The organism is Streptomyces sp. NPDC051582 (genome assembly GCF_040681715.1).
GTDB lineage: Bacteria > Actinomycetota > Actinomycetes > Streptomycetales > Streptomycetaceae > Streptomyces.
Window position 1 is genome coordinate 1 of the sequence record NZ_JBFAZJ010000014.1, and the last position, 24361, is coordinate 24361.

At 73.2% G+C, this 24361-nt stretch carries 22 protein-coding genes; 12 read left to right on the top strand and 10 right to left on the bottom strand.

The genetic code is table 11. The annotated features are described in order from the left end of the window. Positions 1–113: 113 nt before the first annotated feature. Together AB0M92_RS19530 and AB0M92_RS19535 are read right to left on the bottom strand one after the other, a co-directional pair. Entirely contained in the window at positions 114–383 is a 270-nt protein-coding gene (locus AB0M92_RS19530; RefSeq protein ID WP_366103469.1) for a hypothetical protein, read from the bottom strand. 107 nt (positions 384–490) lie between these two features. Next, positions 491–964 carry a DUF6328 family protein gene (locus AB0M92_RS19535; protein ID WP_366103470.1) on the bottom strand — a complete coding sequence of 158 codons (474 nt, stop codon included), beginning with the start codon at positions 962–964 and terminating at the stop codon, positions 491–493. 267 nt (positions 965–1231) lie between these two features. Between AB0M92_RS19535 and AB0M92_RS19540 the strand changes: the two genes are divergently transcribed. The 4 genes from AB0M92_RS19540 (at position 1232) to AB0M92_RS19555 (ending at position 4003) form a co-directional block, all read left to right on the top strand. After that, positions 1232–1795 (top strand): type 1 glutamine amidotransferase domain-containing protein, encoded by a 564-nt coding sequence (locus AB0M92_RS19540; RefSeq protein WP_366103471.1) that lies wholly within the window; start codon positions 1232–1234, stop codon positions 1793–1795. A 61-nt stretch (positions 1796–1856) separates the two neighbouring features. Continuing rightward, positions 1857–2399, top strand: a complete 543-nt coding sequence (locus AB0M92_RS19545; RefSeq protein WP_366103472.1) for a hypothetical protein — start codon at positions 1857–1859, stop codon at positions 2397–2399. Position 2400: 1 nt separating this feature from the next. Further along, positions 2401–2910: a hypothetical protein gene (locus AB0M92_RS19550; RefSeq protein ID WP_366103473.1), complete on the top strand. Its 510-nt coding sequence runs from the start codon at positions 2401–2403 to the stop codon at positions 2908–2910. A 97-nt stretch (positions 2911–3007) separates the two neighbouring features. After that, positions 3008–4003: a cation diffusion facilitator family transporter gene (locus AB0M92_RS19555; RefSeq protein WP_366103474.1), complete on the top strand. Its 996-nt coding sequence runs from the start codon at positions 3008–3010 to the stop codon at positions 4001–4003. A gap of 459 nt (positions 4004–4462) precedes the next feature. Here the strand turns inward: AB0M92_RS19555 and AB0M92_RS19560 are convergent, their stop codons facing one another. Continuing rightward, positions 4463–4738, bottom strand: a complete 276-nt coding sequence (locus AB0M92_RS19560; protein ID WP_366103475.1) for an isoamylase early set domain-containing protein — start codon at positions 4736–4738, stop codon at positions 4463–4465. Between the two features lie 255 nt (positions 4739–4993). Between AB0M92_RS19560 and katG the strand changes: the two genes are divergently transcribed. Beyond that, positions 4994–7183, top strand: a complete 2190-nt coding sequence (gene katG / locus AB0M92_RS19565; protein ID WP_366103476.1) for a catalase/peroxidase HPI — start codon at positions 4994–4996, stop codon at positions 7181–7183. Positions 7184–7225: 42 nt separating this feature from the next. Here katG and AB0M92_RS19570 read toward each other — a convergent pair whose 3' ends face one another. Beyond that, positions 7226–9661, bottom strand: coding sequence for a SpoIIE family protein phosphatase (locus AB0M92_RS19570; protein WP_366103477.1), 2436 nt, complete (start codon positions 9659–9661; stop codon positions 7226–7228). Positions 9662–9883: 222 nt separating this feature from the next. Here AB0M92_RS19570 and AB0M92_RS19575 point away from each other — a divergent pair, with 222 nt between their 5' ends. Beyond that, on the top strand, positions 9884–11371 hold the full coding sequence (locus AB0M92_RS19575; protein ID WP_366103478.1) for a SulP family inorganic anion transporter: 1488 nt from the start codon (positions 9884–9886) through the stop codon (positions 11369–11371). On the opposite strand, the gene AB0M92_RS19580 is transcribed toward AB0M92_RS19575, so the two are convergent. Genes AB0M92_RS19580 through AB0M92_RS19605 form a run of 6 tightly spaced genes read right to left on the bottom strand, consistent with a single transcriptional unit; the run spans position 11343 to position 17074 of the window. Continuing rightward, positions 11343–12422 carry a pyridoxal-phosphate dependent enzyme gene (locus AB0M92_RS19580; protein WP_366103479.1) on the bottom strand — a complete coding sequence of 360 codons (1080 nt, stop codon included), beginning with the start codon at positions 12420–12422 and terminating at the stop codon, positions 11343–11345. The genes AB0M92_RS19575 and AB0M92_RS19580 overlap by 29 nt on opposite strands. Further along, positions 12343–13356, bottom strand: coding sequence for a GHMP kinase (locus AB0M92_RS19585; RefSeq protein WP_366103480.1), 1014 nt, complete (start codon positions 13354–13356; stop codon positions 12343–12345). Before AB0M92_RS19585 ends, AB0M92_RS19580 begins: the two co-directional genes overlap by 80 nt. Beyond that, complete coding sequence (locus tag AB0M92_RS19590) at positions 13353–14162, bottom strand: DUF364 domain-containing protein (RefSeq protein ID WP_366103629.1); 810 nt, start codon at positions 14160–14162, stop codon at positions 13353–13355. Before AB0M92_RS19590 ends, AB0M92_RS19585 begins: the two co-directional genes overlap by 4 nt. 47 nt (positions 14163–14209) lie before the next feature. After that, complete coding sequence (locus AB0M92_RS19595; RefSeq protein ID WP_366103481.1) at positions 14210–15022, bottom strand: ABC transporter ATP-binding protein; 813 nt, start codon at positions 15020–15022, stop codon at positions 14210–14212. Beyond that, positions 15019–16062: an iron ABC transporter permease gene (locus tag AB0M92_RS19600; protein ID WP_366103482.1), complete on the bottom strand. Its 1044-nt coding sequence runs from the start codon at positions 16060–16062 to the stop codon at positions 15019–15021. The genes AB0M92_RS19595 and AB0M92_RS19600 overlap by 4 nt, the downstream gene beginning before the upstream one ends. Next, entirely contained in the window at positions 16052–17074 is a 1023-nt protein-coding gene (locus tag AB0M92_RS19605; RefSeq protein ID WP_366103483.1) for an ABC transporter substrate-binding protein, read from the bottom strand. The genes AB0M92_RS19600 and AB0M92_RS19605 overlap by 11 nt, the downstream gene beginning before the upstream one ends. Before the next feature lie 259 nt (positions 17075–17333). Here AB0M92_RS19605 and AB0M92_RS19610 point away from each other — a divergent pair, with 259 nt between their 5' ends. From AB0M92_RS19610 to AB0M92_RS19635, 6 genes are all read left to right on the top strand, one after another. Then, positions 17334–18557 (top strand): MFS transporter, encoded by a 1224-nt coding sequence (locus AB0M92_RS19610; RefSeq protein ID WP_366103630.1) that lies wholly within the window; start codon positions 17334–17336, stop codon positions 18555–18557. Between the two features lie 114 nt (positions 18558–18671). Continuing rightward, positions 18672–19223: a GNAT family N-acetyltransferase gene (locus tag AB0M92_RS19615; protein ID WP_366103484.1), complete on the top strand. Its 552-nt coding sequence runs from the start codon at positions 18672–18674 to the stop codon at positions 19221–19223. A 130-nt stretch (positions 19224–19353) separates the two neighbouring features. Next, a complete protein-coding gene (locus tag AB0M92_RS19620) occupies positions 19354–20838 on the top strand; it encodes a Y4yA family PLP-dependent enzyme (RefSeq protein WP_366103485.1) in 1485 nt (494 codons plus the stop codon). Continuing rightward, positions 20835–22154, top strand: a complete 1320-nt coding sequence (locus AB0M92_RS19625; protein WP_366103486.1) for a pyridoxal-phosphate dependent enzyme — start codon at positions 20835–20837, stop codon at positions 22152–22154. The genes AB0M92_RS19620 and AB0M92_RS19625 overlap by 4 nt, the downstream gene beginning before the upstream one ends. 1 nt (position 22155) lies before the next feature. Next, positions 22156–23355 (top strand): aminotransferase class V-fold PLP-dependent enzyme, encoded by a 1200-nt coding sequence (locus AB0M92_RS19630; protein WP_366103487.1) that lies wholly within the window; start codon positions 22156–22158, stop codon positions 23353–23355. Positions 23356–23409: 54 nt separating this feature from the next. After that, positions 23410–24201 (top strand): class I SAM-dependent methyltransferase, encoded by a 792-nt coding sequence (locus tag AB0M92_RS19635; protein ID WP_366103488.1) that lies wholly within the window; start codon positions 23410–23412, stop codon positions 24199–24201. Positions 24202–24361: the final 160 nt, after the last annotated feature.

The following is a 24361-nucleotide window of genomic DNA, read 5'->3' on the forward strand; positions in this document are numbered from 1 at the left end:
CGCTGGGTGGGGTGTCGCCCCCGGCTCCGACCCCGCGCGGGGCCGGGGCGCCGCCCCCCGCCCCCCGCGCGCAGGCGCGGGGCGTCTGACGGGGGGCGGAGCCGCGGCATGACCTACGAGGCGCGCCCGCGGCCTCCGGCGGAGCCTCCGGACTCCTCGTGGGGGATCTCGCGGACCGGGCCGGGGCCCTTCTTCGGCGCCCCTCCCACCCGGTCGAGGCGGCTCGCCTCATCGGTGTCGGCCGCCCGGACGGCGTGCCCTTCCTCGTCGGCCCCGGACCGCTCGGCGTGCGGGGCGCGACGCCGTGCCTTTCCGTCGTGACCGTGCAGTTTGTCGTCGTGACCGTGCAGGGGGACGCCTCCTGCGCCGCCTTGGTCTTCCATGGCGTGTCCCTCCTTGGAGGACGTGGTGGAAAAGCCTGATCGGTCCCCCGGGCCCCCGCCGCGCGCCTGCCCGGCCGCGGACGGGAAAAACCTGCCCGCCCCGGAGCTCATCCGTTCCTGGACCTGCCCCGCAGGAGCATGGTCGGCATGACCAGCCAGCAGATCACGAACCAGGCCGTGACGCAGGCCGTCACCGGCCAGGCGATCCAGTGCGAGGTGGCGACCCTCAGCAGGAGCAGCACCGAGAAGGTCACGGTCAGCGCGAGCAGCACGATGCCGATGGAGACCAGACGGCCCGCCGCCCTGACGAGTTGCGGTTTGAGGTGGTGCCCGGCCAGCAGCTGGTGGTAGGCGACCGGGGCGATCATGGTCCCGGTCGCCAGGGCGCCCAGCGCCACCGTCACGACGTACAGGCCCCGGTCGAAGGGGCCCAGCTGGGCGAACCGGGGCGTGAAGGCGACGCTGAGCAGGAACCCGAAGAGGATCTGGGCGCCCGTCTGGGCGACGCGGACCTCTTGGAGCGTCTCGTTCCAGCGGCGGTCGGCCCGCTCGTCCGGGGTCTCGTCCCGATCGTTCGTCATGGGCGCGGACCTCCTCCGCACGGGGACACGGCCAGGTGCGGGTACCCGCGACCGGGTGGATCATGTCCGGTTCGCATTCCGCCTGCCGCACGGCGCCCGTTCCCCGACCCTAGTGCGACGCCGGGGCGGCCGCGCGGCGGTGGCGGGGCCATTCGGCCCCGTCCCCGGCCGCCCGGCGGGGAACGCGGGCCCTGATTGAGACGCTCCCGGCCGGGCAGGCGCTCACCGAACGAGACGGGCACGAGAAACCGAAGGAGGGGACACCCGATGCGCATCGCCTTCCTCACGGCGCCCGAGGGCGTCGAGGAGATCGAACTGACCCGGCCCTGGCAGGCCGTGCTCGACGCCGGATGGAATCCGCGGCTCGTATGCCCCGAGGCCGGCCGCGTCCGCGCGTTCCGGCACTTCGACGAGGGTGACACCTTCGGCGTCGACCACGTCCTGGCCGGCGACACTTCGGAGGCCTTCGACGCGCTCGTACTGCCCGGCGGCGTCGCCAACCCCGACGCCCTGCGCATGAACGAGCGGGCCGTCGGCTTCACCCGCGACTTCTTCGCGGCGGGCAAACCCGTCGCCGCGATCTGCCACGCCCCCTGGACCCTGGTCGAGGCGGACGTCGTACGCGGCCGGAGCCTCACGTCCTGGCCCAGCCTCAAGACCGACATCCGCAATGCGGGCGGCATTTGGGTGGACGAGAAGGCGCACGTCTGCCACGCGGAGGCCGCCACGCTGATCACGAGCCGCAAGCCGGACGACCTCGACGCCTTCTGCGCCGCGCTCGTCCGGGAGTTCGCCGCGTCCGGCGCCCGGGCCGGCTCCGGTCGCACCTGACGCGCGCGAGCGGGCATGCGCGCAACCCCACCTCGACGAGCCCCCGGGCAGGAGGCCCACCATGTCAACAGGGACACTGATCGCCATCATCGTGCCCGTGGCGGTCGTACTGATCGCCATCGCTGTCGGACTGGCGATGCTGTCGCGACGGCGCCGCTTGCAGGACCGTTTCGGACCGGAGTACGAGCGCACCGTCGAGCAGGAGGGCGGCCGGCTGGCCGCCGACCGGGAGCTGCGCGCCCGCGAGGAGCGGCACGCCGAGCTCGACATCAAAGAGCTCCCGGAGGATCGCCGCCGCGCGTACGCACAGGACTGGAGCGACGTGCAGGAGCACTTCGTGGACCGGCCCGAAGGGTCGGTGACACAGGCCGACGAACTGGTGTCGCGGCTGATGAAGGAGCGGGGCTACCCCACCGCGGAGTACGACGAGAACGTCCGCGAACTCTCGGTGAGTCACGCGGGCACCCTCCAGCACTACCGCGCGGCGCACTCGGTGAAGGTGCGCAGCGCCGACGGACAAGCCACGACGGAGGAGCTCCGGGGGGCGATGGTGCACTACCGCGCCCTGTTCGACGAGCTGCTGAGCGACCGAGGAGGTCGATGACATGAGCGACGACGCCACGCGCGACAACGGCGGATTCGATGACCGCGCCGAGGGCGGGGAGGGTCCGGGCGGCAGCGCACTGAGCACGCAGGACCTGGCGGACCCCGGCCGGGGGCGGGACACGGCGGTCTACCCCGGCGAGGCCACCGCCGACATGGCGGCGGAGGGGGACGGGGACCGCGCCGCCCGGGGCGACGGGGGCACCCCCGCCGGGGAGCGGGGCGCTCCCGGCGAAGGCGTGGACCAGCCCCTGCTCGACGGCAAGGAGGCGGAGGAGTACCGCACGACGTGGCGCGAGATCCAGGGCCGCTTCGTGGACGACCCGCAGGAGGCGGTCCGTTCCGCGGACACCCTGGTCGCGGAGGTGATGCAGACGCTCGCCCGTTCGTTCGCCGACCACAAGCAGACACTGGTCGATCAGTGGGGCCGCGGCGAGGAGGTGGCCACGGAGGACCTGCGCCTGGCGCTGCAGCGTTACCGCTCGTTCTTCAACCGTCTGCTGAACACCTGACTCCGGCAAGGGTTCGCGGACGTGGTGCGCGGCGGCGGTCCTGCGACAGGACCGCCGCCGCTCGCTTACGCGGCCGGGCCGTGGGCAAGCGGTGGGTATGGGCGACTCCCGTGCACAGTCGGCACGCACACAGGACAGCGAGACCCGCTTCACGGTGTGGGTGGCCCTCGCGGCCAATCTCGTCATCTGCGTCGCCAAGGCCTTCGGCGGCATCGTCGCCGCGTCTCCCGCGCTGCTGTCCGAGGCGGCCCACTCGGTCGCCGACAGCCTGAACGAGGTGTTCCTGCTGGCCTCGGTCAAGCGCAGCCGCCGGCCGGCCGACCGGCGCCACCCCTTCGGGTACGGCAAGGAGCGCTTCTTCTGGTCCCTGCTCGCCGCCGTCGGCATCTTCGTCACCGGAGGCTGCTTCTCGGTGTTCCAGGGCATCGAGGCGCTCCGTTCGGGCTCTTCCGAGTCCCATGAGGGGTATCTGATCGGCTTCGTCGTGCTGTTCGTGGCGCTGCTCGCCGAGGGGGCCTCGCTGGCCCGTGCCGTCCGCCAGGTCCGCGGGGCGGCCGCGGCCGCCGGCCACGGCATGGGCGAGGAGATCCGGACCGGCCGGGACCCTGCCCTGCGGACGGTCCTCGCGGAGGACAGCACGGCCTGCGCGGGCGTGTTGCTGGCCATGGCGGGGATGGGCCTGCACCTGGCGACCGGGCAGGTGGCGTACGAGGCGTCCGCCTCCATCCTGATCGGCGTCCTGCTCGTGTACGTGGCGTACACGCTCGGCAAGGGCGCCCGCACCCAGTTGATCGGCGAGGCGGCCGATCCCGGGGTGCAGCGCGCGGTGCGCGAGCTGCTGCGGCAGCAGCCGGAGATCGACTCGGTCACCTCGCTGCTGTCGATGCGCCTGAGCCCGGATTCGGCGCTGCTGGCCGCGAGCATCGACCTGACGCCCGGGTACGACAGCGAGACCGTCGAGGACGCCATGGTCCGCATCAAGAAGGAGCTGAAGACGCGCTGGCCCGAACTGGACCAGGTGTTCCTCGACGTCACGGACGCCGCGGCGGCGCGCCGCGCGAGTGCCCGGGGCCAGGGCGCCACGGGCACCTGAACGGCAAGCCGGCGGCGACGGACATCGCGCCGGCGCAGGGGCATCGCAGGGGCATCATCCGTACGGAGCCGGGTAGCCGCCGGGGGCAAGGCATCCACACGCAGGGCACTGGAGGAGGCAGCGATGCGGGCCGAGAGCGTTGATCTGCGAGCCGGGACGGCGATCACCGCCGCCACCCCGCCGAACGATCCCGTACCCCCCAGCCCGACGCCGTCCCCCGGCCCCGGTCCGGGTCCTGCGCCGGGTCCCCTCCCGGGCCCCGTTCCCGCTCCCGGACCCGATCCGGTGCCGCCGGCGCCGCCGCGGCCCGGGCCCGATCCCCAGCCGGCTCCCGGCCCGCGGCCCGAGCCGCATCCCGAACCCGGTCCCCTGCCCGGCCCCGTCCCGGCCCCCGAACCCGTCACCTGAGGCCCCGCATCCTGAGGCGGCGGACTCAGGGCGGGGCAGGCGGGGGCGGGGTCAGGTCTGCAGGCGGCAGTTGGAGCCGTCGTGGCCGTCTGCTGCCTCGTCGTCGAACCAGTAGTCGCCCGCCGCGAGATAGCGGAAGGAGTGGGTGACCTTGGCGGGGAGGGCGACGGTCACCGCCCGCGTGCCGTCGGGACGGGGTTCGAGTACGTGGGAGCCGGGCTGCCAGCCGTTGAACGTCCCCACGACGCTGACCGGTCCGGGCGGGTCCCCGTCGGGCAGGACGAAGGTGACCTCGGTGGCGTTCTTTCGACGCTGTCTTTCAAGCACGGACAACAGCTCCTTCTCAGGGTCGGGAGGGGGCCATCCTGGCGGTCCGGACCACCGCCGCGCCGCGACCCGCCGCAATGCCCGGAGCATCACCCGTCCGGGCCGATCGCGTTGATCCGAAAACCCTTTTTCCCGAATTCCGCGGAGGCCGGGAGAGTTCTGCGTGTTCTCGTGGCAGCGCGCTCCGCGGTGCGCGACCATACGGACGCCCCGCAGTCAGCCGCGGAAAATCACGAGACAGGAAGAAGGGCGCACGTGTCCGGAAGCGAAAGCGAGAACCCAGCAATCCCCTCCCCGACCCCCGCGCCGACCCGCCCCCGGACGAACCGGGACTGGTGGCCGAATCAGCTGGATCTCCAGGTTCTCCACCAGCACTCGCCCCTGTCCGATCCGATGGGCGAGGACTTCGACTACGCGAAGGAATTCGCGACCCTCGACGTGGACGCGCTGAAGCGGGACGTCTTCGAGCTGATGACGACGTCCCAGGAGTGGTGGCCCGCCGACTACGGCCACTACGGGCCGCTCTTCATCCGGATGAGCTGGCATGCGGCGGGCACGTACCGCATCGCGGACGGCCGGGGCGGTGGCGGCGCCGGTGCCCAGCGCTTCGCCCCGCTCAACAGCTGGCCGGACAACGCGAGTCTGGACAAGGCCCGCCGTCTGCTCTGGCCGGTCAAGCAGAAGTACGGGGCGAAGATCTCCTGGGCCGATCTGCTGGTTTTCGCAGGCAACTGCGCCATCGAATCCATGGGACTCAAAACGTTCGGATTCGGTTTCGGCCGCCAGGACATCTGGGAGCCCGAGGAGATTTTCTGGGGACCCGAGGACACTTGGCTGGGAGACGAGCGCTACAGCGGTGAGAGGGACCTCTCCAACCCGCTGGGCGCCGTGCAGATGGGTCTGATCTACGTCAATCCGGAGGGCCCCAACGGAAATCCGGATCCGGTGGCGGCGGGCCGGGACATTCGTGAGACGTTCGCGCGCATGGCGATGAACGACGAGGAGACGCTCGCCCTCATCATCGGCGGCCACACGTTCGGCAAATGCCACGGCGCCGTCGATCCGTCCTACATCGGCCCGGAACCCGAGGCGGGCCCCATCGAGCAGCAGGGGCTCGGCTGGAAGAACGCGCACGGCAGCGGATCGGGCGTCGACGCGCTGACGAGCGGGCTCGAAGGCGCGTGGACCACCAAGCCGACGACGTGGGACAACGGGTACCTGGACAACCTGTTCGGATACGAGTGGGAGCTGACGACGAGCCCCGCCGGAGCCAGGCAGTGGACCCCCACGGACCCGGCGGCCCGGGACACGGTGCCCGACGCCCACGACCCGTCGAAGCGGCACGCACCCATGATGCTGACGACGGACCTCGCGCTGAGGATGGACCCGGTCTACGCGCCGATCGCGAAGAGCTTCCACGAGAACCCGGACAAGCTCGCGACGGCGTTCGCGAAGGCCTGGTACAAGCTGCTGCACCGCGACATGGGGCCCTTGCCGCGCTACCTGGGCCCGTGGGTCGCCGAACCGCAGCTGTGGCAGGACCCGGTTCCGGCGGTCGATCACGCCCTCGTCTCGGACGCGGACGTCGCCGCCCTCAAGGAGCGGATCCTGGCCTCCGGACTGTCCGTCCCCCAACTGGTCACCACCGCCTGGGCCTCGGCCGCCAGCTTCCGCGGCACCGACAAGCGCGGCGGGGCCAACGGGGCGCGGATCCGGCTCGCGCCGCAGCGGGACTGGGAGAGCAACGCGCTGCCCGAGGTCACCGGGACGGTGGAGGCCCTCGAACGGATCCGGCAGGAGTTCAACGACTCGGCGACCGGTGGCACGAAGGTCTCGCTCGCCGACCTGATCGTCCTGGGCGGGTGCGCCGCCGTGGAACGGGCCGCGAAGAACGCGGGACACGACATCACGGTCCCGTTCTCACCGGGGCGTACGGACGCCTCGCAGGAGCAGACCGACGCGGAGTCGTTCGCCGTGCTCGAACCGCGGGCCGACGCGTTCCGCAACTACCTCCGGGCGGGCGAGAAGCTCGCCCCGGAGACCCTCATGCTGGACCGCGCCAACCTGTTGGAGCTCACCGCCCCCGAGATGACGGTCCTGATCGGCGGCATGCGCGCCCTGGACACCGGCTTCGGGCGGTCCCGGCACGGCGTGTTCACCGATCGGCCCGAGACGTTGACCAACGACTTCTTCGTCAACCTGCTCGACATGGGCACGCAGTGGAAGGCGTCGGTCTCGGACGAGAACGTCTTCGAAGGCCGCGATCACGCCTCGGGTGAGGTCAAGTGGACGGCCACCGCCGTCGACCTCGTCTTCGGCTCGCACTCCCAGCTGCGCGCCCTCTCGGAGGTCTACGCGAGCGAGAACGCGCAGGGGAAGTTCGTGCGCGACTTCGTGTCCGCCTGGGACAAGGTGATGAACCTCGACCGGTTCGACCTCCGCTGAGCCCGGGCCCGCCCCCGCCCCCGGTCGGCCGGGGGCGGGCCCTCAGCACGGCGGCACCCGGATGTCCAGGACGCACACGTCGTCCCGCCCGGCGGGCCGCAGCTCCGCCAGCAGCCGCGCCAGCGGCTCCCGGCACGCCCCGCCCATGGCCTCGGCAGCGGCTTCGGCGAGCCGGCCGAGACCGCGGTCCATGTTCTCCCCGGGCACCTCGATCAACCCGTCGGTGTACAGGAGCAGGTGATCGCCGGGCTCCAGCTCCAGCGTCTCCTGCCCGTACACGGAGTCGGCGCACGCGCCGAGGAGGATCCCTTCCGGCGGCGGGAGGAAGCGCGCCTCACCGCCGCGGACCAGCAGGGGCGGCGGATGCCCCGCCCGCACCCAGGCCAGGCGCCGCTCCGCGGGCCAGTAGCGGGCCATGATCATGGTGGCCGTGGCGGCGGAGGACACACCGGCGGCGGTGTGCAGGAGCAGCGTGTTGAGCCGGGCCATGGCATCCGGCAGCGCCGAGCCGGTGATGATCATGCCCTTGGCGGTGAACCGCAGCTGGGCCATGGTCCCGACGGCGTCCAGTCCGTGGCCCGCGACGTCCCCGACGACGAACAGGGCGCTTCCGTCGGGGAGTTCGATGGCGCTGTACCAGTCGCCTCCGACGTTCACCCCGCTGTCGGAGGGCATGTACGCGATGTCGACGCGCAGCCCCACCAGCTCGATCGACTGCTCCGGGACCGGCAGCAGTGCGTGCTGGAGCCGGGCGGCGATGGCCCGTTCGGCCTTGAGCACGCCTCGCTGGACGAGGATGGCCCGCTCGCTCTCCCCCAGGGCGAGCTCCGCGTCCCGCTGGGGCGAGAGGTCCTGGAAGAAGCCGTGCACCTCCACGGGGGCGCCGAAGGCGTCCGTCTCGGCTTCGGCGACGATGCGCAGGTGACGGACACCGCCGTCGGTGGTGATCCGGAAGGGCTGGTCGATCGGAGCCCCTTCGCCCAGCAGCCGCCGCACGGCCTCGGCGAGTGCCGGCAGGTCGTCCGGTACGAGATGGCGCGGGAGTTCCTCCAGCGTCATGGGGCCCTGCTCGGGCGGTCGGTCGAAGATCGCGTACACCTGCTCGGACCAGTTGATCGTGTCCGTGGTCAGGTTCCAGTCCGCCCAGCCGAGGTTGCCCAGGCGCTGCACGGCGGCGAGGCGGCTCGCCTCGCGCGCACCGGCGTCGTGGCGGACCCAGGAGACGACCAGCCGGCCGGCCAGCCGTGTCGCCCGTACGGAGTAGACGGACGTCTCGGGAACGCCTGCCACCACTTCGCGGTACGAGAACGGCTCGCCCTCGTACGCGCTCCCGGTCTCCAGCGCGTCGAGGTAGCCGTGCCACAGGGGGGTTCCGGCGACGGTGGGATAGGTCTCCAGGACCCGCCGGCCCACGAGTTCCTTCCCGCGACGGCCCGCCACGTCCACCGACTCCGGGGCCGCGGCCTCGATCCGGTAGTCCTCCACCTCGCCCGTCGGCGAGCGCAGGGGCGAGAGGAGGATCGCCGCGCCGGACAGCACGTCGAGGATCTTCTGGACCGCGGCCACCTCCTCGTCCGCCGGAGCGCCCTCGCGGTGCTCCAGGACGCGCAGGGACCCGCCGCACAGCTGCACGGCCCGCAGCAGCAGCTCCCGGTGGGCCGCGTCGAAGGGGCCGGGGACGGACCGGAAGAATCCGATGGCCCCGCTGACGCGCTCCTCGCCGGGTACGGGGAGCCACGCGCGGGTGGGCCAGCGCCGGGGCGGGCCGATGAGCCGGTAGTCCTCGGCGTCCCGCTCCGGGTCCTCAAGCCAGCGCGGCCGGCCCGAGGTGATCACTTCCACGGCGACGACGCCGGTCACCGGGGGGATGTCCTGCCACTGTGCGGCCAGCACCGCGTCGATCCCGGCGTGCCCGAGGAGCCCCAGCCGCCCCGCCTCGTCCAGCCTGTAGATCATCACCCCGTCCACCCCGAGCGGGTCGCGGAGCGCCGCGTGCAGGATCCCTGCGGTGTCCTGCGGGCTCCGGGCGCCCGCCAGGGAGGCGGCCAGGCCGGCCAGGACCCCGTGGAAGGAGCCGTCGACGCGGCCGTCGGCGACGTGGCGGCCGGAGCCGAAGACCGACCGGTCGCCCTCCGGCGGCGGATCGGCACTCACCGCCGGGGGTGCGGGGGGTACGGGCGCGGCGGGCGCCGCCTTCGCCGCGCGGGACCGGGACCGGATCCCGCCCAGGGTGATCCAGCACTCCTCCATCAGGGTCCTGCCCCGCAGGGCGGCCGCCGCGGTCAGCGTCTCGTACGCCGCTTCCGCCGTCAGGCCGTCCCGGGCCATCAGCACGCCCTTGGCGCGCTCCAGCACGGCCGTGGTCGCGGCGAGGCCTTCCAGCTCCGCCACTTCGGCCCGGAGCCTGGCCACGACCTTGGCCAGGGCGAGTACCTCGGGCGAGGCGTCGTCCGCCCCGGCCATCGGATCCGTCTTCACCCTTCGAGGATGGCACGTCGGCGGTGCCGTGGGCTGCCCCCCGGGCAGAACGGCCCTCATCCGCGGGCCGGTCGTCGGCGGGCGGCCGGGGGCGGGGCCGAGCGCGCGGGGGCCGCGGGGGCGCGGGGTACCTTTGGGGGTTGGTTCTTCGCTTCGTATGCTCGCCTGCCGGTTGGCGGTGTGCCCGCCCGACAGGTCTGGTCCCCCTTGTCCCTCTCCGCCGTGTCCCTGCCCGCGCGCCTGCGCGGCTTCCGGCCGTCCTGGCTCTCGCCGAAGGTCCTCCGTACGGAGGTGCTGGCGGGGCTCGTGGTCGCGCTGGCGCTGATCCCGGAGGCGATCTCGTTCTCGATCATCGCCGGGGTGGATCCGGCGATCGGGCTGTTCGCCTCCTTCACCATGGCCGTCACCATCGCCCTCGTCGGCGGGCGGCCCGCGATGATCTCGGCGGCCACCGGGGCCGTGGCCCTGGTCATCGCCCCGCTGAACCGCGAGCACGGGTTCGGGTACCTGGTCGCCGCCGTCATCCTGGCCGGTGTGTTCCAGATCGTGCTCGGCGCGCTGGGCGTGGCCAAGCTGCTGCGCTTCATCCCGCGCTCGGTGATGGTCGGCTTCGTCAATTCCCTCGCCATCCTCGTCTTCATGGCCCAGGTGCGGGAGGTGAGCGACGTGCCGTGGGCCGTCTATCCGCTGCTCGCGGCCGGCCTGGCGCTCATGGTGCTGTTCCCGAAGATCACCGCGGCGGTCCCGGCCCCGCTGGTGTCGATCGTGATCCTGACCGTGATCACCGTCGCCGCCGGCATCGCCGTGCCGACCGTCGGCGACAAGGGCGCGCTGCCGTCCTCGCTCCCGGTCCCCGGACTGCCCGACGTACCGTTCACGCTCGACACGCTGGCCACCGTCGCCCCGTACGCCTTCGCCATGGCCCTCGTCGGGCTGATGGAGTCCCTGATGACGGCGAAGCTGGTCGACGAGATCACCGACACCCCCTCGTCGAAGACCCGGGAGTCCGTCGGGCAGGGCGTCGCGAACATCGTCACCGGTTTCCTCGGCGGCATGGGCGGCTGCGCCATGATCGGCCAGACCATGATCAACGTGAAGGTCTCCGGTGCCCGGACCCGGCTCTCCACCTTCCTGGCGGGCGCGTTCCTGATGGTGCTGTGCATCGTCTTCGGGCCGGTCGTCTCCGACATCCCGATGGCGGCCCTCGTCGCCGTCATGATCATGGTTTGCTTCGCCACCTTCGACTGGCACTCCATCGCGCCGGGGACCCTGCGGCGGATGCCGGCGGGCGAGATCACCGTCATGGTCGTCACCGTGGCCTGCGTGGTCGCCACCCACAACCTCGCCGTGGGCGTCGTCGCGGGGTCCGTCACCGCCATGGTCATCTTCGCGAAGCGCGTCGCCCGGCTCGCCGATGTCACGGCGGTCGTCGACCCCGACGGCGGCCAGGTCGTCTACGCGGTCAGCGGCCAGCTGTTCTTCGCCTCCTCCAACGAGCTCGTCGGCCGCTTCGACTACGCCGGGGACCCCGACAAGGTCGTCATCGACCTGTCGGCCACGCACGTCTGGGACGCGTCGTCGGTGGCCGCGCTCGACGCGATCGGGCACCGCTACGCCCAGCGCGGCAAGACGGTGGAGATCGTGGGCCTGAACGGCCCCAGCGCCCACCTGCACAAGACGCTCAGCGGGGAACTGACCGCGGCGGGATGACCCCGGCCGCGGCGACGGCCGGGGCACGGTTCCAGCGCATCCGGGACCACGGGAGGGCCAGCTGCCCCTGGTGGGCGATCTCCCGGGGCGCGAGCTCCGCGAGCGCCGCCGCCTCGCGGTGCCGGGCGTAGACGGTGTCGACGTAGCGGTGCCCGGTGTCGGCGGCGATGAACAGGACCGTCCGCTCCGGGGCGCGCTCGCGTTCGTGGCGGGCCGCGAGGTAGCCGGCCCCGGTGGAGAGCCCCGCGAAGACCGCGTGGCGGCGCAGCAGGTCGACGCTGCCGGCCAGCGCCGCGTCGAACGAGATCCAGTGCAGCGTGTCGTACAGCTCGTGCGCGACGTTCCCGAACGGGATGGAGCTGCCGATCCCGGCGATGATGATCTCGGGGTCGGGGACGTGCTCGGCGCCGAAGGTGACGCTGCCGTACGGCTGGACCCCGACGAGCTCGACGTCGGCCGGGCCGTCGGCCGGGGCACCGGCCCGGGCGTGCGCCCCGCGCAGGTAGCGGGCGAGGGCTCCGGTGGAGGCCCCGGATCCGACGCCGCCGACGACGGTGAGCCCGGCCGCGCCACCGGCAGCGCCGCCCATCGCCTCCCGGATCCGGTCGGCGACCGCGCGGTAGCCGAGGTAGTGCACGTCGTCGTGGTACTGCCGCATCCAGTGGTATTCGGGGTGCTCGGCGAGGATCTCGTGGATCCGCTCCACCCTCCGCTTCTGGTCCAGTTTGAGGTCACTGCACGGCTCCGTCTGCTCCAGCGTCGCCCCCAGTACGGCGAGCTGGGTGCGCAGCGTGTGGTCCACCGTCGTCGAGCCGACGATGTGGCAGCGCATCCCGTACTGGTGACAGGCCAGGGCGAGGGCGTACGCGTAGATGCCGCTGGAACTGTCCAGCAGGGTGTCACCGCGGCGCACCGCTCCCGTGTCCAGCAGATGCCTTACCGCGGCGAGGGCGGAGACCGCCTTCATCGTCTCAAAGCGCAGGCAGACGAGCCGGTCGTCGAGCCGTATCAGGTCCGGCCGGCCGATCGCCTCGGCGATGTGCTGGTCCATGCGGGAGCTCCTTGCTGGTGGTGGTGGTGGTGAAGGTCGTGAAGGTCCTGGTGGCGGGGATGCCGTGGGCGTCGAGGGCGCGCAGGCAGCCGCGCACCCGGCGCCGCAGGCCCGGTGCGGCCGGGTCGAAGAGCACGCCCGCCACCGCGCCGCTGTGCGCGATCTGCACGCCGACCGCCCCGACCCGCCGCGAGAGGGTGATCAACTCCTCGAACTCCGGGTGTCGGAGCCTTCGTTGACCGCGCCGGGCGCTGGCGGTGGCCACCTCGCCGAGGAGCCGGGCGTCTGCGGTGGCCACCGCACGGCGCAGCAGCGTGCGCAGCCGCTCGAAGGCCCGTACGTCGTCCTCGTCCGGCTCCGGTCCGGGCAGGGCCAGGGTGTCCACGGGCGCCCCTCCACCGAGGGCGCACCCCACCACGACCAGCGGCGGCAGCGCCGGTCCGAGGGCCTCCAGCACCCGGCCCTCCCGCTGCGCGAACAGCACCGGGCGGCCGTCCCACATCAGCGGATCGCACGCCAGCTCGGCCCGCACGGCCAGCCGGGCGACCGACTCGGGGGCGAGCCGCAGTCCGTACGAGTCCGCGACCGCGCGTACGGCGGCGATCACGTCGCTGGTGGAGCTGCCCATGCCCAGGCCCACCGGTACGTCGCCCGCGAGCCTCAACTCCCCTCCACAGGCGGGTCCTGCGGACCGCCGCGCGCAGTGCGCCACCGCGAGGGCCGCGGCCCGCACGGCCTTTGTGCGGCCTGCGGGCACGGCGGTGATCGCCCCGGGCGGCGTACCGGGCCGGCGGACGAACTCGGCGCGGCTGCCCGGACCGGCCATGGGGAGCGTGACCAGGCCGGCGCACCGGCGGCCGTCACTGTCGAGGAAGACGCCCTGGAGGATCTCGCCGTGGTGGCAGGTGGCGTGTCCGGTACCGGTGCGGATCACGCGCGGCCCACCGCCCGGTAGCGGTACAGGGCGCTCTCCTCGGCGCTGAACTGGGAGAAGGGGAACGGCTCCGCGGACAGGGCGGTCACACCCGAGCCGAGGAAGGCGCGGGCGACGGCACCGCCCGTCTGCGCGTAGACGACGAGCGGAATCCCGCGGGAGCGGCAGTGCTCCAGGACGGTGTCGAACGAGCCGTTGCTCAGGGTCATTCCGGTGGCCACGACGGCCTCGGCGCGCTCCAGCACCGCGTGCATGTCGTCGGTGACGGGGTCGCCCCACCGGGTGGCCTTGAGGTTGAAGTCGCAGGGCAGCGGTTCGCCGCCGCGCTCGCGGATCGCCGCGACGAGCGGGTTGACGACGCCGATGAGACCGACCCGGGCTCCTCCCGCGATGTCCAGCAGGCCGGCGATGGCCGCGTCGCGGGCCCGGGCGCGCGTCTCGGGGGTACCGGCGGGGAGGACCACGGGCTCGGCTTCGCCCGCGGCCGCGGCCACGCGGTGCGGGCGCGCCTCGGAGAGGTACGCGTCGAGGGCGGCGATCCGCAGCGGACGCGGTGCCTCGCGCAGCAGGACGTCGAGCGGAGTGCCGCAGGAGTCGCGGCAGATCGCGGGGTCGATCTCGCCGGGTTCGAAGGCGCAGCCGCCGAAGGAGCCGCCGAGGCGGACCAGGACGTACTGGTTGAGGTAGGTGGTGTCACCGCCGGCCAGCCGGGTGCCGTGGTGGATCCAGAACACGCTGGTGGCGACGAGTCCGGAAGGGAGCGGGCCGTGTTCACCGGCCAGGACGGCCGCGACGAGTCCGTCCACGGACGAGGCGAGGGGGGTGGGGGTGGGGGTGGGGGTCGTGGTGCGGTTCACAAGTTTCCTTCCGACGGGGCGGGTCGGGATGCCGGTGGTGTGGCGCCGAGCGGTCCGCGGTAGGTGACCGCGGGATGGCCGAGCGGGTCGGTGGTGAGTTCTGCGTCGACCTCGAAGACCTCGGCGAGCCGTTGGGCGGTGAGGACGGCGGCCGGGGCGCCGGAGGCGATCAGGCGGCCGTGGTGCAGGAGCAGCAGCCGGTCGCAGTAGCGTGCGGCGAGTGACAGGTCGTGCAGGGCGACCAGCACCGTCCGCCCGCTCCCGGCCAGCAGTTCCATCAGCTCCAGCTGGTGTTTGACGTCGAGGTGGTTGGTCGGCTCGTCGAGCAGGAGCCCGTGCGGGCGCTGGGCCAGGGCGCGGGCGATGTGGGCGCGCTGGCGCTCGCCGCCCGACAGCGTCCTCCAGGACCGCCCCGCGTGCGCGGCGAGTCCGACCAGCTCCAGCGCGTCGGCGACCGCCTCCCTGTCGGTGGCGTCCGGTCCTCGCCAGCGGTCCCGGTACGGGGTCCGTCCCAGGCCCACGACGTCGGCGACCCGCAGGTCGCTGTCGGCGCCCGGGTCCTGGGCGACGAAGGCGACGTGGCGGGCGATGCGCCGAGCGCTCCACTCCCGTACGCACTCGCCGCCGTAGCGGACCGTACCCGCGCCCGGAGCCCGCAGGCCGGCCAGGCAGCGCAGCAGCGAGGACTTGCCCGAGCCGTTGGGCCCGAGGAGCGCGACCGTCTCACCGGGCGCGATGTCCACGCTGACCTCCCGCACGACCGGCGTGTCCGCCACCGACCAGCTCAGCTTCTCGGCGGTGATCCTCACAGCTCGCCCCGCTTGCGCAGCACCAGGAGGAAGAGCGGCACGCCGAGCAGGGCGGTGATCACTCCGACGGGAACCTCCCGGGGCGCGAAGGCGATCCGCGCGAGCGCGTCCGTCCACACGAGGAACACCGCGCCCGCGAGCGCCGCGTACGGCAGCAGCACGCGGTGCAGCGGCCCGACGAGGAGGCGCACCCCGTGCGGGACGATCAGTCCGACGAAACCGATGGCGCCGACGGTGGCCACCGCGACCGCGGTCAGCGCGGCGGTGACCACGAGCAGCAGCATCCGCGTGCGCCGTACGCCGATCCCGAGGGAGGCCGCGGTGTCGGTGCCGAAGGCGAGTCCGTCGAGGGCGTTCGAGCAGAGCCACGCCGCGAGCAGCCCGAGCGGGGTGACGATCGCGCAGACCGCGACGGTGTTCCAGCGGGCCGGGGCCATCGAACCGAGCAGCCAGTGGGTGACGGCCCGCGTGGTGTCCGCGTCCGCCGAGGCCATCAGGACCAGCGAGGTCAGGGCGGTGAAGAGCTGGCCGACCACGACGCCGGTGAGGACGATGCGGACGCAATCCAGCCCGGTGCGCCGCAGGAGCAGCAGGAGCAGGCCGAAGGAGAGCAGTGCACCGGCGAGCGCGCCGCCGGTGACTCCGAGCGTGCCCGCACCGATCCCGAGGACGACGACGGTGACGGCTCCGGCCGAGGCGCCGGAGGAGACGCCGAGCAGATAGGGGTCGGCGAGGGCGTTGCGGGTGACGGCTTGGAGCACCGTGCCGCACACGGCGAGCGAGGCGCCGACGAGGGCGGCCATCAGCACGCGCGGCAGTCTCAGGTCCCAGACGAGCGAGTCCACGAGCGGGGCCAACGGCTGCGCGCCCAGGCCGAGATGGGCGCCGAGGACGCGACCGAGGCCGCTCCAGCCGACGTCGGCCGTGCCGACGCGCGCGGCGGCGGCCACCGAGCCCGCCAGCGCGCCGGCGGCGAGGAGCAGGAGGAGCGCGTGGGCCGCACCGCCGGGACCCCTGGGGGTGGCCGGTTCAGCGGACATGCCCGAGGTCCTTCATCCCGTTCGCCAGCAGCCCGAGGGCGTGCACGGAGCGCACGGAGGGGTCCAGTTCGATGCCCGGCACCTCCAGGACCCTGCCGTCGCGGACCGCGGCAAGCTTCGAGATCACCGGGTGCCCGGTCATCGCGGCGCGCTTCTCGGCCGCGCTGTCGCCGGGCCGCCCGCGCTCGGACAGGTCGCCGATCACGATGAAGTCCGGGTCGCGCCGGGCGACTTCCTCCCAGGTGACCTCCGGCCAGTCCTCGTCGACGTCGTCGAAGGCGTTCCTCGCACCGACGATCCGGCTCATCTCGCTGGGCAGGCCGGAACCGCCCGCCACGTACGGCATGCCGTTGAAGACGGAGTAGAGGTAGACGACGGTCGGCCGGTCCGTGCCCCGGGGGGCCTTCGAGGCGCTCGCCCCCGCCTCGGCGACCGCCGCGCGCTGGGCGGCGGCGAGCTTTCCGGCCCGTTCCCGGACTCCGAAGAGCCTGCCCAGGTTCTCGTAGTCGGAGAAGAGCAGTTCGAAGGGGGTGGTGCCGGCCGGGTTCCGCCTCGGGCAGTCGACGGCGCTGACGAAGGTGGGCACCTTGAGGGCGTCCAGCTCCTCGCGGGTGCCGGCGCGGTCCCCGGTGTAGAGGTCGGCGGAGGCGGCGACGACGAAGTCGGGTGTGGCGGAGCGGAGTTGCTCGCCCGTGGCGATCTTCGGGGAGATGACCGGGACCTCGGCGTACGCGGCCTCGTACGGTGCGGGGATCTTCGTCTTGAGGTTGGCGGTCCCGGCCATGTGGTCCTGGAGCCCGAGTTCGAGCAGGGTTTCGGTGGAGGTCTGGTCCAGGGCGACGGTCCGCCGGGGCGGCGCGGTGAAGGACACCTGACGTCCGCAGCTGCTGACGGAGACCGCCCGGCCGTCGGGATCGGACTCCGTCCGGGAACCCCCACCGGCCGCCGCGGAACAGCCCGCGGTGGCGAGGGTGAGGGTCAGGGCTATACCGAGGCGGGTGGGGTGGCGCATGGGTTCTCCGGTCTGGGAGGGCGAAATGTTGGCAAGGGTGTGGTCGTGCACCGGGCAGGATCGCCGCGTTCGAAGAGTACTGTAATGGTATTCATTTTCATTAACGACAGCGGGCAGCGCGATCCTCCGAGCCGCTCCCCCGCCCCCGCCCCCGAAGGAGCACCGACACGTGGCGACCACACCCACGCCGGCCACGGCCACGACCACGGCCAAGTCCGCCACCCCGCCCCCGCGTTCGATCCTGCGCGACCCCGTCTTCCTGAGGCTCTGGGCGGGCACCACCGCCTCCGGACTCGCGACCTGGGCCCTGCCCTTCGTCCTCGGGCTCGCGGTGCTCCACCGCGATCTCGGCGCCGCCGGCCTGGGCCTGGTCCTCGCCGCCCGCACCGTCGGTTTCCTCGCCGCCGTCGCCGTGGGCGGCGTACTGGCGGACCGGCACTCCCGCCGCGCCGTCGTGCTCTGGTCCGCCCTCGCGGCGGCGGTCGCCTCGCCGCTGCTCGCCGCGGGCCTCGGCCGCTCACTCGCGCTGATGACGGCCGCCGCCGTCCTGGCCGGGGCCGGACAGGGCGCCTGCCGCCCGGCGTTCCAGGCCCTCACCGCCGATAGCGTCGAACCCGGACGCCGACAGCAGGCCAACGCGGCCATGACCATGTCGGTCCGCGGCTCCACGCTCGCCGGGCCCGCCCTCACCGCCCTGCTCGCCGCCTTCCTCGACGTCGGGGCACTGCTGCTCGGCATCGGCCTGCTGTGGCTGGTGGCCGCGGTGGTGCCCGGCGCGGGCACCGTGGCAGCCACGGCAGCCGCACGAGCCACAGCCGGCGCCCCCGACCCCGCCCCCGCCGCGGAGCCCGCCCCGCGCGCCGGCTTCCGTACGGAGTTCCTGGAGGGCGTACGCGAGGCGCGCCGACACCCCTGGTTCCTCGCCGGACTCGCCGCGCTCGTCGCCGTCGTCGCCCTCGGCTACTCCGCGACCAGCGTCGCGCTGCCGCTGATCAGCCGGGACCGCTACGGCACCGAGTGGGTGCTGGCCGCCGCCGTGACCGCGTTCACCGTGGGCGCGCTCGGCGGGGCCCTGGTCATCTCCCGGTGGCGGCCGCGCTCCCCGGGCCGGGCGGCCTTCGCCGGGCTGGCGGCGTACGGCCTCGCCCCGCTGAGTCTGATGCTGCCGGTCCACCCGGTGGTGGTCGTCGCCGCGTACGCCGTCGCCGGGATCGGCATCGAGTTGTTCAACGTGCCGTGGTTCACGGCCACCCAGCGCGAGGTCGCCCCGGACAAGCTGGCCCGCGTCTCCTCGCTGGACTTCCTGGTGTCGTACGGCCTGGCACCCGTCGGGCTCGCGCTGATCGCACCCGCCATCGAGGCGTTCGGGGTCACGGCCGTCCTCGGGGCCTGCGCCGGCGCGTGCTTCCTCGTACCGGCGGCGGCGGCGCTGGTGCCCACCGCGCGCCACTTCGAGCGTACGGCCGCGCCGACGGCGGACTGACCGCCTCCGGTCACGGCCCGCACCCCGGCGGGGCGGACCGCCCCCGGCCGGCCGGTCCGCCCCGTCCGGCCGGTGCCGCCACCGGCCGGTGCCGCGTCTGACAAGCTGCGGTCCATGACCGCGCAACAGCCCCCCGATTTCACGCAGATCACCCGCCCCCGGGAACTCTCCGCCGAACTGAGGGAACAGCTCGTCGACTGCTGGGTACGAGTGATCAATGCCGGGGGCGCCGTCGTCCCCCGGGGGCTCCCCATGCCTCCGGTGGACACCGGCCAGGCCGACCCGGCCCTGGGCCGGCTCGTCGGCGCGCTCGACCCGCGGCGGGCCCGGCTGCTGATCGCCACCGTCGGAGGCAGTCTCGCGGGGTGGCTGATTCTGCGCCGTGATCCCCATCCGCTCGTCGCACACTGCGGGGCCGTCAACCACGTCATGACCCATCCCGACTTCCGCGGCCGCGGCATCGGCACGGCACTGATGGGCCGGGTCCGCGAACTCGCCCGGCAGGAGATGGGGCTGGAGCAGCTGCACATCGGCGTCCGGGCCGGGCTGGGGCTCGAAGACTTCTACGGCCGTCTGGGCTGGCACGAGATCGGGCGCTGGCCCGGCGGCCTGCGGGTCGCGCCCGGCGACGACCGCGACGAGATCCTCATGTACCTGGCCCTCTGAACAGCACGCGCGCAGCGCCATCGCGTTTCGGCCATCTCCTCCCGCCAGGCGTCCAAACCGTGCCAGCAGGGCATGAACAGGACCGCGAAAGATATCGTCGTACGATCGGCGCGCGGGAGGAGCAGCTGGTATGGACACCGGCCCCCTGTACCTGGAGCCGCGGTTGGCGCCGCGGCTCGCCTCGCTGCTCGGCTCGGCCGCGTTCCTGCACACGCTCGTGGACGCCCTCGGCTCGCCGCTCAACGTCCTCGTGCCCGACCAGATGGCGGAGAACGCCGAGGCCTTCCGAGCCGTCTACCGCCGCCACCGGCTCGGCGGACAGGTCTTCTTCGCCCACAAGGCCAACCGTTCCCGGTCCCTCGTCCGGCGGCTCACCACGGCGGACGCCGCCGTGGACGTGGCGTCCGTCGGCGAGCTCCAGCACGCCCTCGGCGCCGGCTTCACGGCGGACCGCGTCATGGCGACAGGCCCCAAGGACCCGGCCTTCCTCTGGCTCGCCGCGCGGTCGGGGGTGACCGTGAACGCCGACGGTCCCCGCGAGTTGGAGTCCCTGGCGGGCCTCGTGCGCCGCCACGACCTGCCCCGCCCCAAAGTCCTGCTCCGACTTGGCGAGTTCGAGACCTCGGGACCTCGGACGCTCTCCCGCAGGAGCCGGTTCGGGACCTCCGTGAAGGCCCTCGAACCGCTGCTGGACCTGCTTGAACACCACCGCGACTTCGTCGATCCGATCGGTGTCGCGTACCACCTCGACACCACCAGCCCGGACGAGAAGGCCATCGCCCTCGAAGGCTGCCTGCGCGCCATGGACGACCTGCGCCTACGGGGATTCCAGCCGCGCGTGGTGGACATCGGCGGCGGCTTCGGCGTCAGCTACCTCGCGCACGCCGCCCAGTGGGACCGCTACACGAGCGAGCTCGCCGCCGCGGTGATGGGCCGGCGCCCGCCGCTGACCTGGGGCGGGCACGGGTACGGTCTGCACGCCGAGGGCGGTACGCTGCGCGGCGCCCTGAGCCTCTACCCCGCCCACCGCCCGGTCGCCGGAGCCGACTACCTCGACGCGCTCCTCTCACGACCCGCCCCCACCCTGGGCCGGGCCCTGGGGACCCTGCTGCTGGAGAGCCTGTACGACCTGTACACGGAGCCGGGCCGGGCCCTGGCCGACCAGTGCGGGCTGTCCCTGGCCCGGGTGCTGGAGGTGCGCCGCACGGACACCGGCCCCGCGCTCGTACGCCTCGCCTTGAACGCGCACGACGTGGCGCTGGAGGACCACGGGATCCTGATGGACCCCGTGCTCGTCTCCCGCGACCACCACTGCGCCGGCCCCCCGGAGCCGGCCGGCGTGCACCTCATGGGCAACCTCTGCCTGGAGGCCGATCTGGTCACCCGCAGAACGGTGTTCCTGCCGCGGCTGCCGCGCCCGGGCGATCTGCTCGGCTTCGCCAACACCGCCGGGTACTGCATGGACTTCAGTGCCACGCAGGCCCAACAGCAGCCGGTGGCGAGGAAAGTGGCGGTACGCCAGTCGGCGAGCGGCTGCTGGCGCTGGTGTCTGGACGAGGAGTACTGGCCGGTCGACGAGTACGGGCCGATCACCGATTCGGGGGGACGGGCATGAGGTACGACAGCATCACCGAGGTCATCGGCAACACCCCGCTGGTGCGCATCGATCCGGCCGTGCACGGCCTGCGCCAGATCGATCTCTACGCGAAGCTGGAGATGCTCAACCCCTTCGGCTCGGTCAAGGACCGGGCCGCCTGGAACATGGCCCGGTCGGAACTGCCCGGCGCGCGGGAGCGCGGCGAGACGATCGTGGAGCTGTCGAGCGGCAACACGGCGAAGGCGCTGGCCGTGATCGCCGGCATGCACGGGCTGTCGTTCAAGAGCGTCACCAACCGGATGCGCATCCCGGAGGTCAAGGACCTGCTCCTGCTGCTGGGCGCCGAGATCGAAGAGCTGCCGGGGCGCAGCGAATGCCTGGACCCGACGGACACCGAGGATCCGCTGACCCTCTTCCACCAGCGGCTGAACGGGTCCGGCAGCGCCCACCTGCACACCGACCAGTACTTCAACGCGCTCAACACCGAGGCGCACGAGGCGGGTACGGGCCCGGAGATCGTCGCGGACCTGGACGGACGGGCCCCGGACTGGTTCCTCGCCTGCGTCGGCACGGCCGGTTCTTCCACGGGCGTGGCCCGGGCCCTGCGCGCGCACGATCCGGCCGTACGGGTGATCGGGCTGGTGGGCGAGAAGTCGGACTTCATCCCCGGCATCCGCAATGTCGACGAGGTCCACGAGGTCGGCCTCTTCGACCCGGCGACGTACGACACGATCGAGTCGGTCGGCGCCGACGACGCGATCGACGGCATGCTCACCCTGGTCCGGCGCTGCGGCATCCTCGCCGGCCCCACCGGCGGCGCTGCCTACCACGGGACGGTGCGCCATCTGCGCTCCGTCGACGCGCAGTTGCGGGAGCGCAAGACCGCGGTCTTCATCGTCTGCGACCGGGTCGAGAGCTATCTCGGCTACGTCAAACAACGCCGCCCCGAACTGCTGGGCCGCCCGCCGGCCCGCAACTCCGTGTCCGCGCTGACCGGCGCCGAGGTCCGGGCGGCGCAGGTCATCGAGGTGGCGGACGCGCAGAAGTGGATCGCGGCGGAGCGGCCGCTGGTGATCGACCTCCGCAGCTCGTTCGCGTACGCCGCGCTGCACATCGACGGATCGGTCAACATCGTGGACGAGCTCTTCGACGAACTCGTCCGGGGCGGGCTGCCGTTCGGAAAACGACAACCCGTGCTGCTGGCCTGCCCGGTCGGCGAGCAGTCGGCGCGTTACGCCGCGCTGCTGACCCGGATGGGGCATCCCGACGTACGCAGCCTCGCGGGCGGCATCATCGCGTGGCGGGACGCGGGCGCGCCGCTGGTGCGCGACTGACATGGCCGAGACGGCTGACGTCCTGGCGGAGTTGGGCCCGTGGCAGCGCAGGCTGCGCGCCCAGTTCCCGATCATCGTGGCCCATCCGGAGCTGGCGTACCTGGACAGCGCGGCCACCGCCCAGAAGCCTCGGGCGGTGCTGGACGCCGTGCAGCACTACCTCGCCACGTCCAACGCCAACGCGGGCCGCGGCTCGTACCCCTGGGCCAACGCGACGACGGCGGCGCTGGAGCGGGCCCGTGACCGGGTGAAGGAGTTCCTGGGCGACCCGGCGCCGGACCGCTCGTCCGTGCACTTCACCGGCGGGACCTCCGAGGGGCTGCGGACCGTCGCCCGGGACTGGCTGGCGGGCCTGCTCACGGACGGTGACGAGATCGTCGTCCCCTTCGCCGATCACGAGGCGAATCTGGCGCCGTGGCTGGAATTGAGGCAGCTGCTGGAGCGGCAGGGCACCAAGATCCGGGTCCGCGAACTGCCGTACCAGGCCGGGTCCGGCGACTACGATCCGGCGGCTCTCGCCGCCGCGGTGGGCCCCCGTACCCGCTTCGTGGCGGCCACCCATGTGCACCACGTGTACGGCGTCGACATGAACGTGCACCGGATACGCCGGGTGGTCGGGCCGGACGTGCCGATCTGCCTCGATGCCGCGCAGAGCGTCGGGCACCTGCCGTTCTCCGTGGCCGGGCTCGATGTGGACTTCGTGGTGTTCTCCGGGCACAAGGCCATGGCGCTGCCGGGTACGGGCGCCGTGTGGGCCCGCGGGCGGCGGGGGCCGCGCTTTCGCCCGGGCGGGTGGGCCGGCACGCCGAACACGGTGGGCATCGTGAGCCTGGCGGCCGCCCTGGACTGGCTCGATGCGGCCGGTACGGACCGGATCGAGGCGTGGACGGTGGCGCTGGCGGCCCGGCTGACCGACGGGCTCAGCCGGCTGGACGCGTACGAGGTGCTCGGCTGCCGCTCCAGCCTGGCGGCCGGCTCCGAGGTGCAGCGGCGGCGCAGCCTCGTGACGTTCCGGCACCGCGAGATCCCCTCGCGCGACCTCGGCTTCATCCTCTACGGCCACGGGTTCATGGTGCGCTCCGACGGCCACTGCCAGGCGGGGGCGCAGGAGGCGGACGGCTCGGTCCGGGTCAGCCTGCACGTCCACAACACGTCGGAGGAGATCGAGAGGTTGGTCGACACCCTCAGCAATCTGCAATGATTTTCATGTGGGGTTCGGAGCCGTGAGAACGGCGGAGCACGAGCGGACAGCGACATGAACGTGGGCAGTGCGAACGGCATGGGCGGCGTGGGCACCGTGCCGGCGGCCAGCCGGTGGGTGGAGCGCTGGGAGCGGCAGCAGCAGCGCTACGCGATCGACCGCGAGGAGCGGTTCACGGTCATCTCGGACGTGGTGGAGCGCGTCACGGCGGGCGGCGGCCAGAGCGCTCCGCTCCTGCTCGACCTGGGCTGCGGGCCGGGGTCGCTGGCCGCGCGCCTCGCCGCGCGGATGCCCGCCGCCGAGGTCGTGGGCGTGGACGCCGACCCCCTGCTGCTGGAGCTGGGTCGGGCCCACCACGGAACGGCCCTGCGCTTCGCCGAGGCCCGCATCGGGGAGCCGGGCTGGCTCGACGCCCTCCTGCTGGAGCGCCCGGTGGACGCCGCCGTCTCGACGACCGCCCTGCACTACCTGGGCGAGGCCACGCTGCGGCGCACGTACCGGGAGCTGGCCGAGCGGATCCGCCCCGGCGGGGTCCTCGTCAACGGCGACCACCTCGACCCCGACTCCCCCAAGGTCCACGAGCTCGCCGTGGACATCGGCCGGCGGCGCGCCGAGCGCCAGCAGGCCCTCGGGCACGAGGACTGGGAGTCGTGGTGGTCGGGCGTACGGGCCGACCCCGAGCTCACCCCCCTCCTCGCCGCCCGCGACCGCCGCACCCACCCGCACTGCGAGGGCAACAAGCTGACCCTCACCGACCACCTCGCACTGTTGCGCGAATCGGGCTTCGAGCACGTCGGCACGGTCTGGCAGTTCGGCAGCAGCCATGTGGTGGTGGCGGTCCGCTGAGCCCGGCGCGAGCCTGCCGTGGGCCCTTCGGGGCAACCGCCGCCGCTCCGCCGCGCGGCGCCGGAGCACGCCCGCCCGCCCGCCGGGGTGGGGATATCAGTGGTCGCGCCCGAATGACGGTGTTCCGGAGCTTCCCGAAGCGTTCCCGGGCCATCGAACA

What these genes read in the sequence shown, in the direction of transcription:
- AB0M92_RS19530 (WP_366103469.1), bottom strand. Translation starts at nt 383, where the DNA reads ATGGAAGACCAAGGCGGCGCAGGAGGCGTCCCCCTGCACGGTCACGAC.
- AB0M92_RS19535 (WP_366103470.1), bottom strand. Translation starts at nt 964, where the DNA reads ATGACGAACGATCGGGACGAGACCCCGGACGAGCGGGCCGACCGCCGC.
- AB0M92_RS19540 (WP_366103471.1), top strand. Translation starts at nt 1,232, where the DNA reads ATGCGCATCGCCTTCCTCACGGCGCCCGAGGGCGTCGAGGAGATCGAA.
- AB0M92_RS19545 (WP_366103472.1), top strand. Translation starts at nt 1,857, where the DNA reads ATGTCAACAGGGACACTGATCGCCATCATCGTGCCCGTGGCGGTCGTA.
- AB0M92_RS19550 (WP_366103473.1), top strand. Translation starts at nt 2,401, where the DNA reads ATGAGCGACGACGCCACGCGCGACAACGGCGGATTCGATGACCGCGCC.
- AB0M92_RS19555 (WP_366103474.1), top strand. Translation starts at nt 3,008, where the DNA reads ATGGGCGACTCCCGTGCACAGTCGGCACGCACACAGGACAGCGAGACC.
- AB0M92_RS19580 (WP_366103479.1), bottom strand. Translation starts at nt 12,422, where the DNA reads ATGGACCAGCACATCGCCGAGGCGATCGGCCGGCCGGACCTGATACGG.
- AB0M92_RS19600 (WP_366103482.1), bottom strand. Translation starts at nt 16,062, where the DNA reads ATGTCCGCTGAACCGGCCACCCCCAGGGGTCCCGGCGGTGCGGCCCAC.
- AB0M92_RS19605 (WP_366103483.1), bottom strand. Translation starts at nt 17,074, where the DNA reads ATGCGCCACCCCACCCGCCTCGGTATAGCCCTGACCCTCACCCTCGCC.
- AB0M92_RS19615 (WP_366103484.1), top strand. Translation starts at nt 18,672, where the DNA reads ATGACCGCGCAACAGCCCCCCGATTTCACGCAGATCACCCGCCCCCGG.
- AB0M92_RS19620 (WP_366103485.1), top strand. Translation starts at nt 19,354, where the DNA reads ATGGACACCGGCCCCCTGTACCTGGAGCCGCGGTTGGCGCCGCGGCTC.
- AB0M92_RS19625 (WP_366103486.1), top strand. Translation starts at nt 20,835, where the DNA reads ATGAGGTACGACAGCATCACCGAGGTCATCGGCAACACCCCGCTGGTG.
- AB0M92_RS19630 (WP_366103487.1), top strand. Translation starts at nt 22,156, where the DNA reads ATGGCCGAGACGGCTGACGTCCTGGCGGAGTTGGGCCCGTGGCAGCGC.
- AB0M92_RS19635 (WP_366103488.1), top strand. Translation starts at nt 23,410, where the DNA reads ATGAACGTGGGCAGTGCGAACGGCATGGGCGGCGTGGGCACCGTGCCG.